The sequence below is a fragment of the Rhodoferax sp. WC2427 genome (genome assembly GCF_040822085.1).
GTDB lineage: Bacteria > Pseudomonadota > Gammaproteobacteria > Burkholderiales > Burkholderiaceae_C > Rhodoferax_B.
In genome coordinates this window covers 3,626,613-3,641,243 of the sequence record NZ_CP162006.1, presented here as the reverse complement: position 1 = coordinate 3,641,243, position 14,631 = coordinate 3,626,613, and the positions used below count along the sequence as shown (strand labels likewise).

The window sequence follows — 14,631 nt, the reverse complement described above, 5'->3', positions numbered from 1 at the left end:
TTTTACGATAGCAAATCGCGTGGCGCGGCCACCGAGGCCCGCTCCACCAGTGCACAGGCCATCAGCGTTTTGGACGGCCCTTGCGGGGGATCAAACAGCACATCCACCCCCCAGCGGCCCATCGCGTAATGCGGCAGTGCCATGGTGGTCAGTGCGGGCCGCAGGTGCGGTGCGATAAGCTGCAGGTCGTCAAAACCCACCACAGACACATCTTCGGGAATGCGCAGGCCCAGGGTCTGCAGCGCCGCGTAGGCTCCCATGGCCATCTGGTCGTTGAAACAAAACAGCGCGGTCGGCGCGGGGGTTAGGGCCATCAGCTGCAAAGTGCCGTCAAAGCCGCCTTCCTGGCTGCTGGGCTGCTGGGCGACGGCCTCGGGGCGCGCCGGAATATGCGCCTCTTGGAGCGCACGGCAGTAGCCCGCGAGCCTGCCTGCCGTGGCCGGAATCGGGTCGATGTTGTTGATAAAGCCGATGCGGCGGTGGCCGTGTCGCACCAGGTGTTGCACCGCGGTGTAGCCGCCCAGCTCTTCGTCGGGGACTACGCAGCGGGTTGCGGGGTCGGCGCTGAAGCAGTTCACCAGCGCCACCGGCAGCCGCGGGCCCAGTACCGGCGGCAGCACGATTTCCTGGTGGTACATCATGGCAAAAATGATGCCCTCCACCTGGTGCTGGACCAGTGCGGCCACGGCCTCGGACTCCAGCCGACTTTGGCGGTTGGTGTTGACCAGCGTCAGGATGCGGCCCCCGGCCCAGGCGGCGTCTTGGGCGCCCCGTACGATGTCCACGGCAAACGGCGTGCTGGCGATTTCGTCGGTCACCAGTCCGAGCAGGCTGGAGCGCCCCAGCCGCAGGCTTTGCGCCACCGCATTGGGCCGGTAGCCCAGCGCGCGGATGGCGGCCCAGATGCGTTCGCTGGTGTCCTTGGAAATCTCTTTGTCGGCCCGGCCATTGAGCACAAACGACACCGCCGTTTGCGACACACCTGCGGCCTTGGCTACGTCGCGCATGGTGGGGGCTTGCATGCGCTGGCTGCGGGTAGACGAGGGCGTGGGCATGGGGAAGTAGGTACACCTGTTCAGCCCGGAATCAGGCACGGGCCATTTTAGAGGCCCGTGTGGGTCGGTTTTAGCGGTCGGCCCAGATCGACTTCAGGGACCAAATTTTCAGATCGTTCAGCCGCGCCGGACCCCCTTCGGCGAACAGCGTGACGCCGTTGCTCGACGGGTGGGGGAAGATTTGGTCAGTCAACACCACCTCGTTGCCCGCAAACACCATCACCGACGAGGTGTCCACCACGATGCGCAGATCCACCACGCCGGTGCGCAGTGGCAGGGGGGCGGTATGGCGGGCGGCAAAGCTGGTGTCAAAGCTGGCATCACCCGATTGGGTGCGGTCGATGTAGACCTCGCCCGCCACCGCGTCATAGCCTACCGTGGTGGCTTCGCCGTTGCTGCCGGTGCGTACTTTCAACCCAAAACCCGAAGCGCTGCCGGGGGTGAACTGCGCCTGGATGTCCAGCGCCTGGCCCGGACTGGTAGCGATGTTGAGCGCTTGCGCTCCGACGGCCACCGTACGGTCTTTGGCGCTGTAGAGCACTTTGCTGCGCAGCTGGCTGAAACTGTCCACCGGCTGCTGCACCAGCCGCACCTGGCCGCCTATGGTGCGAAGCGTGAATTCACGGGCAAAGGTTTGGGCGCTGCGCCACGGGGTGGTGGGTGTGTTGCCGGCGTAGTTCCAGTTGCTCATCCAGCCCAGACCGACGCGCTTACCGTCGGGTGTGCCGTTCCAGGTCACGGCGGCGTAGAAGTCAGCGCCGTAGTCCAGCCAATTGGCCTGCTCTTTGGCGGTGGCGGAGAAGACGATCTGGTCCACCAGAATATGCCCCCAGCCGCCGGTATTTTTGTCCACCACCTGGATTTGCGCGCTCTTGCCCTGGTAGGCGGCAACGTTCCAGCTACGCCAGTCCATGGTTTCGGAGTTGGCACCGGTTTCGCTCTTCACGACCTGGCCATTCACCAGCAGATTGACCGTGGTTTCGTTGGTGACCGGTTTGGCGGGTTGGTCCGATGCCTCGAACGCGTCGGCATTGATGTGGCCCCAACCGCCGGCGTTGGCATCGATGATGACCATCTGCGCCTGCTGTCCGGCAAACTCTCGCACGTCCCAGTTCGTCCAGTTCAGGGTTTCGTTGTCCGAGCCGGTGGCACTGCGCACGACCGTGCCATTGACCTTGAGCACCACTGCCGTCGGGTTGTCGCCGCTATAGGGGTGGTTGCCGCCGCCGATGAGGAAGTTGATGTAGGCCTTGGAGATGGTGAAGGTGGGTGAGGTCAGGCTGCCCTTGGCCGCGTCACCGCCCTGTGGAGGGGTCAGCAGGCCACCAAAGAAGGTGTTGAGCAAACCCGAGCCGGTAAAGCCGGACACCGCCTGCTGGTCGGTGATGGCCCCGGTGGAGACTTTTTGCCCTACCAGGTCGCCCGTGGGCGTCCAGCCCAGGTCGGCGTAGGTGGCATTGGCCGCGCCTTCAAAGCCCGCTCCAGGAAACAGCAAGGTGCCCGCCGGGACCGTGCCATCGCCTGCATCGGCCACGCGGGGATGGCGGCCACCACCCACCAGCACATTGATGTATTTGCTGGACACGGTAAAGCTGGGCGAGGTCAGCGTGCCCACGGCTGCGTCATCTTTGCCCAGCCGGAAGGTGTCGAGCAGTTGGCTGCCCTGGCTATCGGCCACGCCATGCGAGGGGGCTACGGGGGCCTGGCCCACAAAGTCGCCGGTGGCTGTCCACCCGGTGGCATCCAGGCTGGCGGCTTCGAAGTTCTGGTAGACGGTACCTGCAGGGGGAGATTTGTCGATCACGTTGTTGGCATCGGCTACAAACTGCGTACCGTCGAATTGCCCCACAAAGTAGTGGGCTCCGGACCCGCCCGCTACCGAGCCGGGGTTGATGTTGATGTTCATCACCCATTTGCGTTGGGTGGCTACACCGTCCACGGGCAGCTCGAACAGGTCGGGGCATTCCCACACGCCGCCCACGGCGTTGGCCGGGCCAAAGGCGCTCATGTAGGTCCAGTCGCGCAGGTTCTTGGAGGAAAACAGCAGTGCCTTGTGCAGTTGCGAAGCCACCGCCACCATGACCCATTTTTGCTCTGGCGCGTACCAGAATACCTTGGGGTCGCGGAAGTCGCGAAACTCGTTTTCAAACGGTGTGGGCGGCGTAGGAATCACCGGGTTGCCTGCGTACTGCGTCCAGGTGCGGCCCCGGTCCAGGCTGTAGGCGATGGACTGGGCTTGGGTGTTGGGTGGTAGCACTTGCCCGTTGGCCAGCGTTTTGCCCTGGGGGTACAGGCTGGTGTAGATGGCCACCATGGCGGGCTTGCCGGGGCTGCCAAAGCCGCTGGTGTTGGCGGTGTCGACCACGGCGCTGCCGGAGAAGAACATTTGGGTGACCTTGCCGCTGGCATCCTTTTCCGCCTCCAGGGCGATGGGCAACTCGTTCCAGTGCACCAGGTCGGTACTGACGGCGTGGCCCCAGGACATGTCGCCCCAGACATTGCCGTTCGGGTTGTACTGGTAAAACAGGTGGTATTCACCGTCGTAGTACACCAGTCCGTTGGGGTCATTCATCCAGTTCTTGGCCGCCGTGTACGAGAGCTGGGGGCGGTAGGTTTCGAGGTATTTGGACTGGGTGGGTCCGCCATCGGTGCTGCTGTTGCAGCCAACCAATAGGGCCGCGATGCAAGCGGCGAGCAGGGTGGGTGGGTTCTTCATGTTGTCTCCTTTAGGGGCTATGTCTATGCGTGAACGGGTTTGCCGATGTGGATGCGGGGCTCGGGTGCGGTGCGGGTGTAAGCCTGGTCTTGCGCATCGAAGGCGTAGAGCTTGTCGGGCGGGAAGTGCAGGCCCACGGTGTCGCCGATCACCGCGTTGGCCGTGCCTTCTTCCTTAGCCAGCAGAATCTCGCCGGTAGCCAGTTGCACCTGCACGTAGCTGCTTTCGCCCAGGTATTCGGCGTAGACCACACGGCCTTGCACGCTGCGCTCGGCGTTGTCCGCATCGGTCAAGCGCACGTGTTCGGGCCGGATGCCGATGCTCATTCCGGTGCCAGTCGAGTTGCGCGCGCCAGGGCACACCATGGCCTGGACGGTGCGGCCCCCGACCACGGTGATCTGGCTGGTGGCGTTGTCCACGCTCTGGCGCACACCGGGCACAAAGTTCATGTTGGGCGAGCCGATGAAGCCCGCCACGAAACGGTTGCGCGGGCGATGGTACAGCTCCAGCGGCGAGCCGACCTGGGCGATGGTGCCGTATTTGTCGGTGGCGGCTCCGCTGTTGAGCAGCACGATCTTGTCGGCCAGCGTCATGGCTTCGACCTGGTCGTGGGTCACGTAGACCATGCTGGCGCTGCCAAAGTCGCGGTGCAGGCGAGCGATTTCCATGCGGGTGGCGACGCGCAGCGCGGCGTCCAGGTTGGACAGCGGCTCGTCAAACAAGAATACCTTTGGCTGGCGCACGATGGCCCGGCCAATCGCCACCCGTTGGCGCTGCCCGCCCGAGAGCTGCTTGGGCTGGCGGTCCAGCAGTTCTTCGAGTTGCAGGATCTTGGCGGCGGCCAGCACCTTTTCCTTGATCTCGGCGTTGCTGTGCTTGGCCAGCTTGAGCGAGAAGCCCATGTTCTCGGCCACGGTCATGTGCGGGTACAGGGCGTAGCTTTGGAACACCATGGCCACGCCCCGGTCCGACGGTGGCACATCGTTGACCACTTGGTCCTGGATGCGCAGCTCGCCACTGCTGATGTCCTCCAGCCCGGCCACCATGCGCAGCAGGGTCGATTTGCCACAGCCGCTGGGGCCGACGAAGACGCAGAACTCGGCATCAACGATCTGCAGGTTGACGTTATGGATCACCGCACGCTGGCTGCCCGCGTAGACCTTGCTGATGTTTTTGAAACTGATCTCGGACATGCTCGTCTCCGGTTTTAGGTTGTTTGGCGGTCTAGGTGGATGGAACCCATGCCCCAAGCCTGCAGCGTGGCCTCGGCATGGCCTTCGACGGACAGGCTGGCGTGCACGCTCTCGGCCAGCGTGGGGTAGACGCGGGTGGTCAGGCACAGGCGCTGGTTGGCGTACACCTCCAGCACGCTGTGGTCCAGCAGCACCCGCAGGTGCAGCGGCTCGCCTGCGTCCAGCTCCAGATGGCCGACCACGTTTTGGTGGCTGACCTGGTGCGACAGGGAGCTACGGGCCCGCACCACCGTCAGGCGGCGCGCATCTGGCCAGTATTCGATGCGGGTGGCCTCGCTGCCATCGGGCGCGGCCAGCACGGTGAGGGCGACCTTGTGGTGGTCGTGCAGGGTGAATGTGGCTTCGATGTCCAGGCAGCGGCCAGTGAAGTGGAGCAACTCGCCGCGGGTGGCCCCGGTAGCAGCGACAGGCACAGGCGCGCCGCGCAAGGCCTGCAGGGCGGCGGCCGGGCGCATCTGCAGGCGCTGCTGGGCGTCCAGCGACAGTTCGCGCGGTACGGTGAGGGCACCGCTCCAGCCGTCGGCATCGATCAGCGGCTGTTCCCGCTGTTCTTTGATCCAGGCCCATTGCAAGGTGCGGCCATCGGGGGCTTGCATGGCCAGGTGGGCAAATGCGCCGCTGTCACTGTCCAGCACACCGTCGGACTCGGCAATGAAGCGCTCGTCCGCGAACCGGCCCACAAAGTAGTGCGCCCCCAGGTTGGGCCAGACCGATACCGTCAGCACCCATTTGTCGCCCAGCTGGAAGAAGTTGGGGCATTCCCAGACCACCCCCAGCGTAGGCAGGGGGGAGGTGAACAGCGGGTGGCGGTAGGCCCAGTCCACCCCGTCCGCGCTGCGGTACAGCAGGGCCTGGCCGCGTGCGTGGTCGGCGGAGGCCCCCACCACCATGTACCACCAGCCGCCGTGCTGGAATACGTACGGGTCGCGAAAGTCTTGCAGGTGCACGTCTGCGGGCCGCTCGCGGATGGTACGTGCGGGCTGTTTGGTCCAGCTGAGCATGTCGCTGCTGGTGGCCACGCACTGCACCTGGCGCTCCAGGGTGTAGCCGGTGTAGTACAGGGTGGGCTGGCCGTCGACCACGGCAAAGCTGCCGGAGAAGCAGCCATCGGCATCGTCCCCGGGCGAGGGCACCAGGGCGATAGGCTCGTCGCGCCACTGCACCAGGTCGGCGCTGCTGGCGTGGCCCCACTGGATGCGGTCCCACCGGGGGGCGTCCGGGTTGTACTGGTAGAACACGTGGTAGCGGCCCTGGTAGAAGCCGATGCCGTTGGGGTCGTTGATCCAGCCGCTGGGGGCGGTGAAGTGGTAGCGCGGTCGGTGCATGTCTTGATCAGTGGTGGGCATGGTGGGTGTGGAAGTGGCGTTGCTCAAAAAATTACCCCTTGACGCCGCTACCGGCGACGCTCTGGATGAACCAGCGTTGAAAGACTGCAAACACCGTCAGCACCGGCAGCGTGACCATGGCCGCATAGGCCATGATTTGCCCCCAGGCCGGGGTGCGGTTGAAGAACTCCTGGATGCCGGGCATCACAGGGCGCACATCGGCGCTTTGCACCACCATCACCGGCCACAGGTACTGGTTCCACATGCCCAGAAACTGCAGAATCGCCACCGTGGCAATCACCGGTTTGGACAGCGGCAGGATGATCTTGGTGAACACCTGGAAGGCCGTGGCCCCGTCCATGCGGGCGGCCTCGTCCAGCTCGCGCGGCAAATCGCGGAAGAACTGGTAGAACAAGAAAATCGAGAACGGGCTGGCCACGAACGGCAATATCTGCACCAGATGGGTGTTGAACAGCGTGTCCGTGATGTGGATGCCGCCGCTGAAGCTGATGCCCGGCAGCGCGCTCACCAGCATCAGCAGCGGGATCGCAATCGCTTCGAACGGAATAATCAAAATTGCCACCACCAGCATCAGCACCATGCCGCGCCCGCGCCACTGCAGCCGTGCCAGCGCATAGGCCGCCATGCCGTTGACCGCCACACTCAAGACCACGGTGATGCCGGTGATCAGAATGGAATTGACCACGTAGCGCTGGAAGTTGCCCCGCTCCAGCACGTAGCGCACGTTGTCCAGCGTCAGCTCGCCCACCGGCAAAAACGCCCGCCACGAGCGCAGGTCCGCAAAGATGGCGTCGCTGCTCTTCAGGCTGGACACCAGCATGAAGGCGATGGGCAGCACGAACACCAGGGCCACCAGGGTCAGCAACGCGTAGTTGCCCAGTAGCTTGGTATTGCGCCGCATGCGTTTGCTGGCGGCCATCATTTGTCACCCCCTGTGATCAGGCGGCGCTGCAAGAAGGCAATCAGCAAAATGAGGGCGAAGAAGACCACGGTGATGGTGCTGCCGTAGGCAATGTCCTGCTCGCGAAAGCCGGTGCGCACCACGCTGTACATCACGGTGACGGTCGAGTCCTCGGGGCCGCCCTGGGTCATCACGTCGATCTGGGTAAACAGGGCAAACGCCTGCATGGTGGTGGCGGTGAGGATGAACACCGTGGTATTGCGCAGACCGGGCAGGGTGATGTGGCGGAACTTGTTCCACACCTTGGCGCCGTCCAGGCTGGCGGCTTCGTACAGGTCGGGCGAGATGCTTTGCAGGCCCGCCAAAAAGATCACCATCTGCAAACCCATGGCCTGCCAGGCGCTCATGATGACGATGGCGATCATGGCCACCGCCGGGTCGCCCAGCCAGTCGATCGGTTGGATCAGACCGAACGACAGCTTGCCCAGCAACTGGTTCACCAGGCCAAACTGGCGGTCGTATAAAAACGTCCAGACGATGCTGATCACCACCATCGAAATCACCACCGGGCTGAAAAAGATGGTGCGGTACAACGTCATGCCGGGCAGCTTCTGGTTGATCAGCAGGGCGCAGCCCAGCGCCGCGCCGCATTGCAGCGGCACCACCAGCAGCACGAAAAACGCAATATTGAACAGGCCGCGCCAAAACAGCGGGTCTTTGGCCACCAGGGTGTAGCGCGTGCCGCCTAGGTTCCAGGCCGACACCTCGCGGTAGTCCTCGTAACCCACGTAGGCCGGGTTGCCCCGGACCACGCTGCGCAGGCGCGGGTACTGCGGCTGGCCTTGCGCGTCCAGCACCGGCCGACCGGCCTCGGTCTTTTCAGCCTGGATCGGCACCACGGTGACGCTGAGCAGGCGGTCGTAGTTGCGCAGCCCGACAAACTCGGTCGGGTTGGGCGACAGCAGGCGCTGGTTGGTAAAGCTGAACACAATGGCCAGCACAAACGGCAGCACCACAAACAGCAGCAGGGCGGCCAGCGCCGGGGCCGACATCAGCCAGGCCGTGCGCGACTCCTGCTGGTGCACGCGGCGCAGGCTGGGCCGCGCCGCCGGGGTGCCCGCCGCAGTGGGGAGGGGGAGGGTGGAGGACATGGCGGTGCGGCCTTAGCGCTTGAAGCCGTAGCCCTTGTTGTCGGCGATGTTGCGGTCGATCGCATCGGCGGCGTTGTCCAGCGTGGTTTGCACATTGGCGCCCGTGGCGATGTCGCGCAAGGCCTTTTCAAACGTGCTGGTCAGGAATGGATAGCCGGGCGTGGACGGGCGGGTCAGGGCGTATTTCTGCGCAAAGTCGTAATAGAAGCGCAGCTTGCCGCCTTCGCGGTAGTCGGTGGTGAGGGCCGCCGCGCGCTTGGTGGCGGGCAGCAGCGAGGTGGCCTGGGCCAGCTTGGCTACGTTGGCGGGCTGCAGCATGAAGTCGATGAAGGCTGCCGCGCCTTCCGGATTCGGGCAACTGGCGCTGATGCCGTACTGCCAGGACGCTGCACCGATCTTGGGGCCTTTGCCGAAATCGGGCACCGGCATCACCACCGCATCGTCACCCCATTTCTTGAAAATCTCGTCGTGCCCCCAACTGCCAATGAAGTCCAGCGGTACCCGGCCCTGGACGAAGGATTTGTCATCGGCGGGCTTCTTGTTGACAAAGCCCTTTTTGAACAAATCCTGGAACCAGCCGCCAAATGCCACGGCAGGCTTGCCATTGAGCGCGCCCTCGGCGGTGGTCATGCTCTTGCGGTCGATCAGGTCGCCGCCAAAGCTTTGCAGCCAGGGAGAGAAGCCATACGTCCACCATTCGCCGTCGTAGCTGTTGTGGATGTCGATCACGTATTCAAATTCGGGCAGCTTCTTCAGTTTGGCGAACGCATCGTTGGTCTCGGCCAGGCTCCAGGGTTGGGCGATGGTGGCCACGCGCACGCCCGCTTTGGCCAGTGCCGATTTGCGGCCATACAGGGCCAGGGCCACGTCGTACTGGCCCACCGAATACAGCACGCCCTTGTAAGTGCCCTTGCCGCCTTCGAGCAGATCGGCCTGCAGGTCTTTGTCCAGCAGCTTGTCGAGTGGGCGCACATAACCCGACCAGGCAAAGTTGGCCACCGTGGGCTGGTCCATGTCGATCAGACAGGGCAGTTTCTTGGCCACGGCGGCGGCAGTGACCGACTGGGTGTACGAGCCCTTGGGCAGGTTCTCGTAGACCACCTTGTACTTTGGCTGCGACTTGTTGAAGTCGTCGATCATGGCCCGGGTCACGGTGACTTCCAGGTCGCCGCTTTCGTGCCGCCACAGCGGAATATCGATGGGCGCGGCCATGGCGGTGGCACCCAGGGCGGACAGCAGCAGGGGGGTGAGGTGCAGGGTTTTTTTCATAGTTGACTTTTACGTATTAGGTTAGAAAACTGAAACGGGCGGAACGGCATTCAAAGCAAACGGAGGGTGTACCAACTAAGCCCACGGGTGCGCTGCAAGTGGTGATTAAATCGTATTAGGTGGCGGTTGGATTATTTGATTGAAGGAATGCACTGTCAATTCAGTAGTTACCCGCAGGTCGGGTGTCTGGAGCGGTTGTTGCAGCCCAACCCCCTTGTCGCAGGTGTGGGATAGGGTGCTTGCGCAGACCGATAAAATTTATATAAAAAAGGCTCTTTACGCCCATTCCATCAGCATGAGAAGCTACGTTTTGTGTAGCAGACTCGGAATGGACGGTGGGGACTGTAAGCAATTGCAAAGACAGAACCCCGGCTGTGCGCCCCAAGTTGGTGACGGCTTGCACCGCGATGAGGCAACACCCCCGGGATTCGCGCGCAAACCATGCTTTTCTCTGCCCTATTGCCTGGCATGGATACTGCTTAATCCACCGTGTCCGCAGGTAAAGCTGCCTGTGGAGCGATAGATCCCTCCGCTAACGAAGGCGGAACCCCGATTGAGCCTGGGCCTGAGTGCCTGGTCGTTTGGATGTTCCAACCCACACCCGTGGCTTCGCGGAGGGTGCTTTGCATCGTATGCCCATGGCCTCGCCGTGGATGCTGTGTGATGTACCTGTTCCCTGCGGTTCGCCCCGGGTCATTGCAGGATAAGCATGATGAAAATAGTTTTAGTTGGCCACGGCATGGTGGGCCACAAGTTCCTTGAAAGCCTGAGTGAGACCGGCATGACCGGTGTCGAAGTCACGGTGCTCTGCGAGGAGCCCCGCCCCGCGTACGACCGCGTCCACCTCTCCGAATTCTTTAGCGGAAAAACCGCCGACGACCTGTCCCTGGTCGAGCCCGGCTTTTTCGAGCGCACCGGTTTCACGCTGCGCCTGGCGGCCCGCGCCGCCTCGGTCGACCGTATCGCCCACACCGTGACCACCCTGGACGGTGAAGTGTTGCCCTACGACAAGCTGGTGCTGGCCACCGGCTCCAACCCCTTTGTGCCGCCGGTACCGGGGCGTGACCGCGAACACATCCACGTCTACCGCACCATCGAAGACCTGGAGGCCATGCAGGCCTCCGGTGCCAAGTCGAAGACCGGCGTGGTGGTGGGCGGCGGCCTGCTGGGCCTGGAATGCGCCAAGGCCCTGCGCGACATGGGCCTGGAAGCCCACGTGGTGGAATTTGCCCCACGCCTGATGACGGTGCAGGTCGACGAAGGCGGTGGCCGCGTGCTGCGCGCCAAGGTAGAAGAGCTGGGCCTGACCGTGCACACCGGCCGCAACACGCTGGAGATCACCGACGGAGCCCGTGCCCGCCACCGCATGGTGTTTGCCGACGGTACGCACCTGGAAACCGACATGATCGTGTTCTCAGCCGGTATCCGCCCGCGCGACGACCTGGCCCGCCAGTGCGTGCTGGCCATCGGCCCGCGCGGTGGCGTGGTGATCGACAGCGCCTGCCGCACCAGCGACCACAACGTCTACGCCATCGGCGAATGCGCGTCCTGGAACGAGCAGGTGTTTGGCCTGGTGGCCCCAGGCTACGAGATGGCCCGCGTAGTGGCCCGCCATATTGCGGGTGACAAGGACGCGGCCTTCGTCGGTGCCGACATGAGCACCAAGCTCAAGCTGATGGGTGTGGACGTGGCCAGCATTGGCGATGCCCATGGCCGTACGCCCAAGAGCCGCAGCTGCCAGTACGTGGACGAGCTGCGCCAGATCTACAAGAAGATCGTCATCAGCGAAGACGGCAAGCAACTGCTGGGCGCGGTGCTGATTGGCGATGCCACCGAATACGGCACGCTGCTGCAGATGGCGTTGAACGGCATCACCCTGCCTGCGGACCCCGAATTCCTGATCTTCCCGTCCAGCGACGGCAAGGCCAAGCCGGGCCTGGGCGTGGAGGCTCTGCCCGATACGGCCCAGATCTGCTCCTGCAACAACGTCAGCAAGGGTGCTATCTGCGCCGCGGTGGGCGAGGGCGCTTGCACCATCGCCGAGATCAAGGCCTGTACCAAGGCCGGTGCCACCTGCGGCGGCTGCGTGCCCCTGGTCACCCAGGTGATGAAGTTCGAGATGGGCCGCCTGGGGATGGCCGTCAACAACCACATCTGCGAGCACTTTGCGTACTCGCGGCAAGAGATTTACCACCTGGTGCGCGTGGGCAACATCAAGAGCTTTGACGAACTCATGGCCAAGCACGGCACCGGCCTGGGCTGCGACATCTGCAAGCCGGTGGCGGCCAGCGTGCTGGCCTCCTGCTGGAACGAGTTTGTGCTCAAGAAAGACCTGGCCGGTCTACAAGACAGCAACGACTACTACCTGGGCAACATCCAGAAAGACGGCACCTACTCGGTGGTGCCGCGCATGCCGGGGGGCGAGGTCACACCCGACGGCCTGATCGCCGTAGGCCAGGTGGCCAAGAAGTACAACCTGTACACCAAGATCACCGGCGGCCAGCGGGTCGATTTGTTCGGCGCACGCGTCGAGCAGTTGCCACCCATCTGGGAAGAACTCATTGACGCGGGCTTCGAGTCGGGCCACGCCTACGGCAAGTCGCTGCGCACGGTGAAGAGTTGCGTGGGCTCCACCTGGTGCCGCTACGGCGTGGGCGACAGCGTGGGCCTGGCGGTCGAGCTGGAGCACCGCTACAAGGGCCTGCGCAGCCCGCACAAGATCAAGTTTGGCGTGTCGGGCTGCACCCGCGAATGCGCCGAAGCCCAGGGCAAGGACATCGGCATCATCGCCACCGAGAAGGGCTGGAACCTCTACATCTGCGGCAACGGCGGCATGAAGCCGCGCCACGCCGAGCTGTTTGGCTCCGACATGTCCAAGGAAGACATGGTGCGCATGATCGACCGCGTGCTGATGTTCTACGTGCGCACCGCCGACCGCCTGCAGCGCACCAGCACCTGGCGCGAAAACCTGGAAGGCGGCCTGGACTACCTGAAAGACGTGCTCATCAAAGACAGCCTGGGCCTGTGCGCCGAGCTGGAAGCGCAGATGCAGCACGTGGTGGACACCTACCAGTGCGAGTGGAAAACCGCGGTGACCGACCCCGAAACCCGCAAGCGTTTCCGCTCTTTTGTGAACAGCGACAAGCAGGACGAGCACGTGATCTTCGTGGAAGAGCGTGGCCAGATCCGCCCGGCCCGTGCCGAAGAGCGCGCCCAGGCTGTTGAAACTGCATAAGGACACACCGCGATGACCACTACCAAAACCTGGACCGACATCTGCGCGGTCGATGACATCCTGCCCCGCACCGGCGTGTGCGCCCTGGTGGAGAACCGGCACGTGGCGGTGTTCCGCCTGAACACTGTCGATGGAAGCGACCAGTTCTTCGCCATCGACAATGTAGACCCCAAATCGGGGGCCAGCGTGCTGTCGCGCGGGCTGATGGGCAACCTGGGCGAGCGCATCGTCGTCGCCTCGCCGCTGTACAAGAACCACTTCGACCTGCGCACCGGTGAATGCATCGAAACGCCCGAGCAGTCGGTGCGCGCCCATGGTGTGCGCATCGACGCAGGCCGCGTCAGCGTGGCCCTGGCCTAACGGCATGCCGCTGGCCGCCGCCCTGTCGGTCTCCAGCCTGGTGCTGCGCGCCAAGCAGCTGGAGATCGACGCGGTGCGCCAGCTGGCCAGCCGGGCCGCGCTGGTGGATGCCATTGGCCAGTTGATCCAGGGCCTGCAGCGCGAGCGTGGGGCTTCCGGTATCTACCTGGCATCCCAGGCGCAGCGCTTTGCCGATATGCGCCGAAAAATAGTAAGCGAGGTGGAGCCGCTGGAAGCCCAGTTGCGCGCGGTGTTTGCCGAGCATCTGGAACCTGCCCAGGGTGCGACCGCCAAGGCGCTGTCCCTGATGGCCTGGGCCCTGCTGGGCCTGGACGCGCTGGCAGCGCTGCGCAGCCAGATCGCGCTTCAGGCCATGGGCGCCCACGATGCCGTGGCCGCTTTCAGCCACCTGATCGCCGGGCTGGTCGAGCTGGTCTTCCATGTGGCCGATGGGGCCGGGCTGCCCAGCGTGTCGCGGTTGCTGGTGGCTTTGCTGCACCTGGTGCAGGCCCAGGAAGAGGCGGGCCAGGAGCGGGCTGTGGGCGCGCTGATGTATGCCTCGGGCCTGGGCAACGAGGCGCAGCAGCAGCGCGTGGTGCACCTGATCGACGCGCAGGAGCGCAGCCTGCAGGTGTTTGCCGAATTCGCCGAACCGGCCCTGCGCGCCCGCTGGGAGCAAGAACAATTGGCCCCGGGGGTAGCCCAACTGGAACGCCTGCGCCGCACGCTGTGCATCGCCAAACCCGGCGCGGCGCTGGATAGCAAGCTCAGCGAGCCGTGGTTCGAGGTGTGCACCGAGCGCATCAACGCCCTGTGGCAGTTGCAGGTGGAACTGGTCAAATGCCTGCGCGAAGACTGCGCGGCCCGCATCCTGGAGGCCCAGCAGGACCTGCAAGACTCCAAGGGCCTGCTGCGCCGCCTGCGCGACAACCCGCCGCAGCGCACGCATGCGGTAGACCGGTTTTTTGACACCGGCTCCCTCCCCAGCGCCGCGCCTGAACCCGCGGGCAGCTCTGCCAGCGAATCCACCGCGCTGCGCGACCTGCTGCAGGCGCAAGCCGCCCGCATGGCCAGCATGGAGGCTGAGCTTGATGCCGCCCGCCGCGCCCTGCACGAGCGCAAGGTGATCGAACGGGCCAAGGGTGTGCTGATGGCACGGCTGGGTATGAACGAGGACGCCGCCTTTCGGGTGCTGCAAAAAACCTCGATGGACCAGAACCGCCGTTTGCTGGAAGTGGCCGAAGCCACACTGTCGCTGCCCAACCTGGCGTTTGCACCGCCGGCGCCACCAGGCGAGAAATCCCCGGGCTGAACCAGGCTGGTGCGCAACGTGCACCGGGTCGAG

The 14,631-nt window shown here is 64.2% G+C and carries 10 protein-coding genes; 3 read left to right on the top strand and 7 right to left on the bottom strand.

The window, feature by feature from the left end; translation table 11 throughout:
• Positions 1–2 precede the first annotated feature (2 nt).
• The 7 genes from AB3G31_RS16925 to AB3G31_RS16895 form a co-directional block, all read right to left on the bottom strand.
• On the bottom strand, positions 3–1,055 hold the full coding sequence (locus AB3G31_RS16925) for a LacI family DNA-binding transcriptional regulator (RefSeq protein ID WP_367847240.1): 1,053 nt from the start codon (positions 1,053–1,055) through the stop codon (positions 3–5).
• Positions 1,056–1,125: 70 nt separating this feature from the next.
• Positions 1,126–3,771 (bottom strand): GH32 C-terminal domain-containing protein, encoded by a 2,646-nt coding sequence (locus tag AB3G31_RS16920; protein ID WP_367847239.1) that lies wholly within the window; start codon positions 3,769–3,771, stop codon positions 1,126–1,128.
• A 23-nt stretch (positions 3,772–3,794) separates the two neighbouring features.
• A complete protein-coding gene (locus AB3G31_RS16915; RefSeq protein WP_367847238.1) occupies positions 3,795–4,964 on the bottom strand; it encodes an ABC transporter ATP-binding protein in 1,170 nt (389 codons plus the stop codon).
• Between the two features lie 14 nt (positions 4,965–4,978).
• A complete protein-coding gene (locus AB3G31_RS16910) occupies positions 4,979–6,370 on the bottom strand; it encodes a glycoside hydrolase family 32 protein (protein ID WP_367847237.1) in 1,392 nt (463 codons plus the stop codon).
• Positions 6,371–6,401: 31 nt separating this feature from the next.
• Positions 6,402–7,289 (bottom strand): carbohydrate ABC transporter permease, encoded by an 888-nt coding sequence (locus tag AB3G31_RS16905; RefSeq protein WP_367847236.1) that lies wholly within the window; start codon positions 7,287–7,289, stop codon positions 6,402–6,404.
• Positions 7,289–8,422 (bottom strand): carbohydrate ABC transporter permease, encoded by a 1,134-nt coding sequence (locus AB3G31_RS16900; protein WP_367847235.1) that lies wholly within the window; start codon positions 8,420–8,422, stop codon positions 7,289–7,291. The genes AB3G31_RS16905 and AB3G31_RS16900 overlap by 1 nt, the downstream gene beginning before the upstream one ends.
• A 12-nt stretch (positions 8,423–8,434) precedes the next feature.
• Positions 8,435–9,691 carry an extracellular solute-binding protein gene (locus tag AB3G31_RS16895; RefSeq protein ID WP_367847234.1) on the bottom strand — a complete coding sequence of 419 codons (1,257 nt, stop codon included), beginning with the start codon at positions 9,689–9,691 and terminating at the stop codon, positions 8,435–8,437.
• Between the two features lie 712 nt (positions 9,692–10,403).
• On the opposite strand from AB3G31_RS16895, the gene nirB reads away from it, so the two are divergent.
• The 3 genes from nirB to AB3G31_RS16880 are packed head-to-tail and all read left to right on the top strand — an operon-like array spanning position 10,404 to position 14,598.
• Positions 10,404–12,926 (top strand): nitrite reductase large subunit NirB, encoded by a 2,523-nt coding sequence (nirB, locus tag AB3G31_RS16890; RefSeq protein ID WP_367847233.1) that lies wholly within the window; start codon positions 10,404–10,406, stop codon positions 12,924–12,926.
• A 12-nt stretch (positions 12,927–12,938) separates the two neighbouring features.
• A complete protein-coding gene (gene nirD, locus AB3G31_RS16885) occupies positions 12,939–13,286 on the top strand; it encodes a nitrite reductase small subunit NirD (protein ID WP_367847232.1) in 348 nt (115 codons plus the stop codon).
• Between the two features lie 4 nt (positions 13,287–13,290).
• Positions 13,291–14,598: a nitrate- and nitrite sensing domain-containing protein gene (locus AB3G31_RS16880; RefSeq protein WP_367847231.1), complete on the top strand. Its 1,308-nt coding sequence runs from the start codon at positions 13,291–13,293 to the stop codon at positions 14,596–14,598.
• The last annotated feature ends 33 nt before the right edge of the window (positions 14,599–14,631 follow it).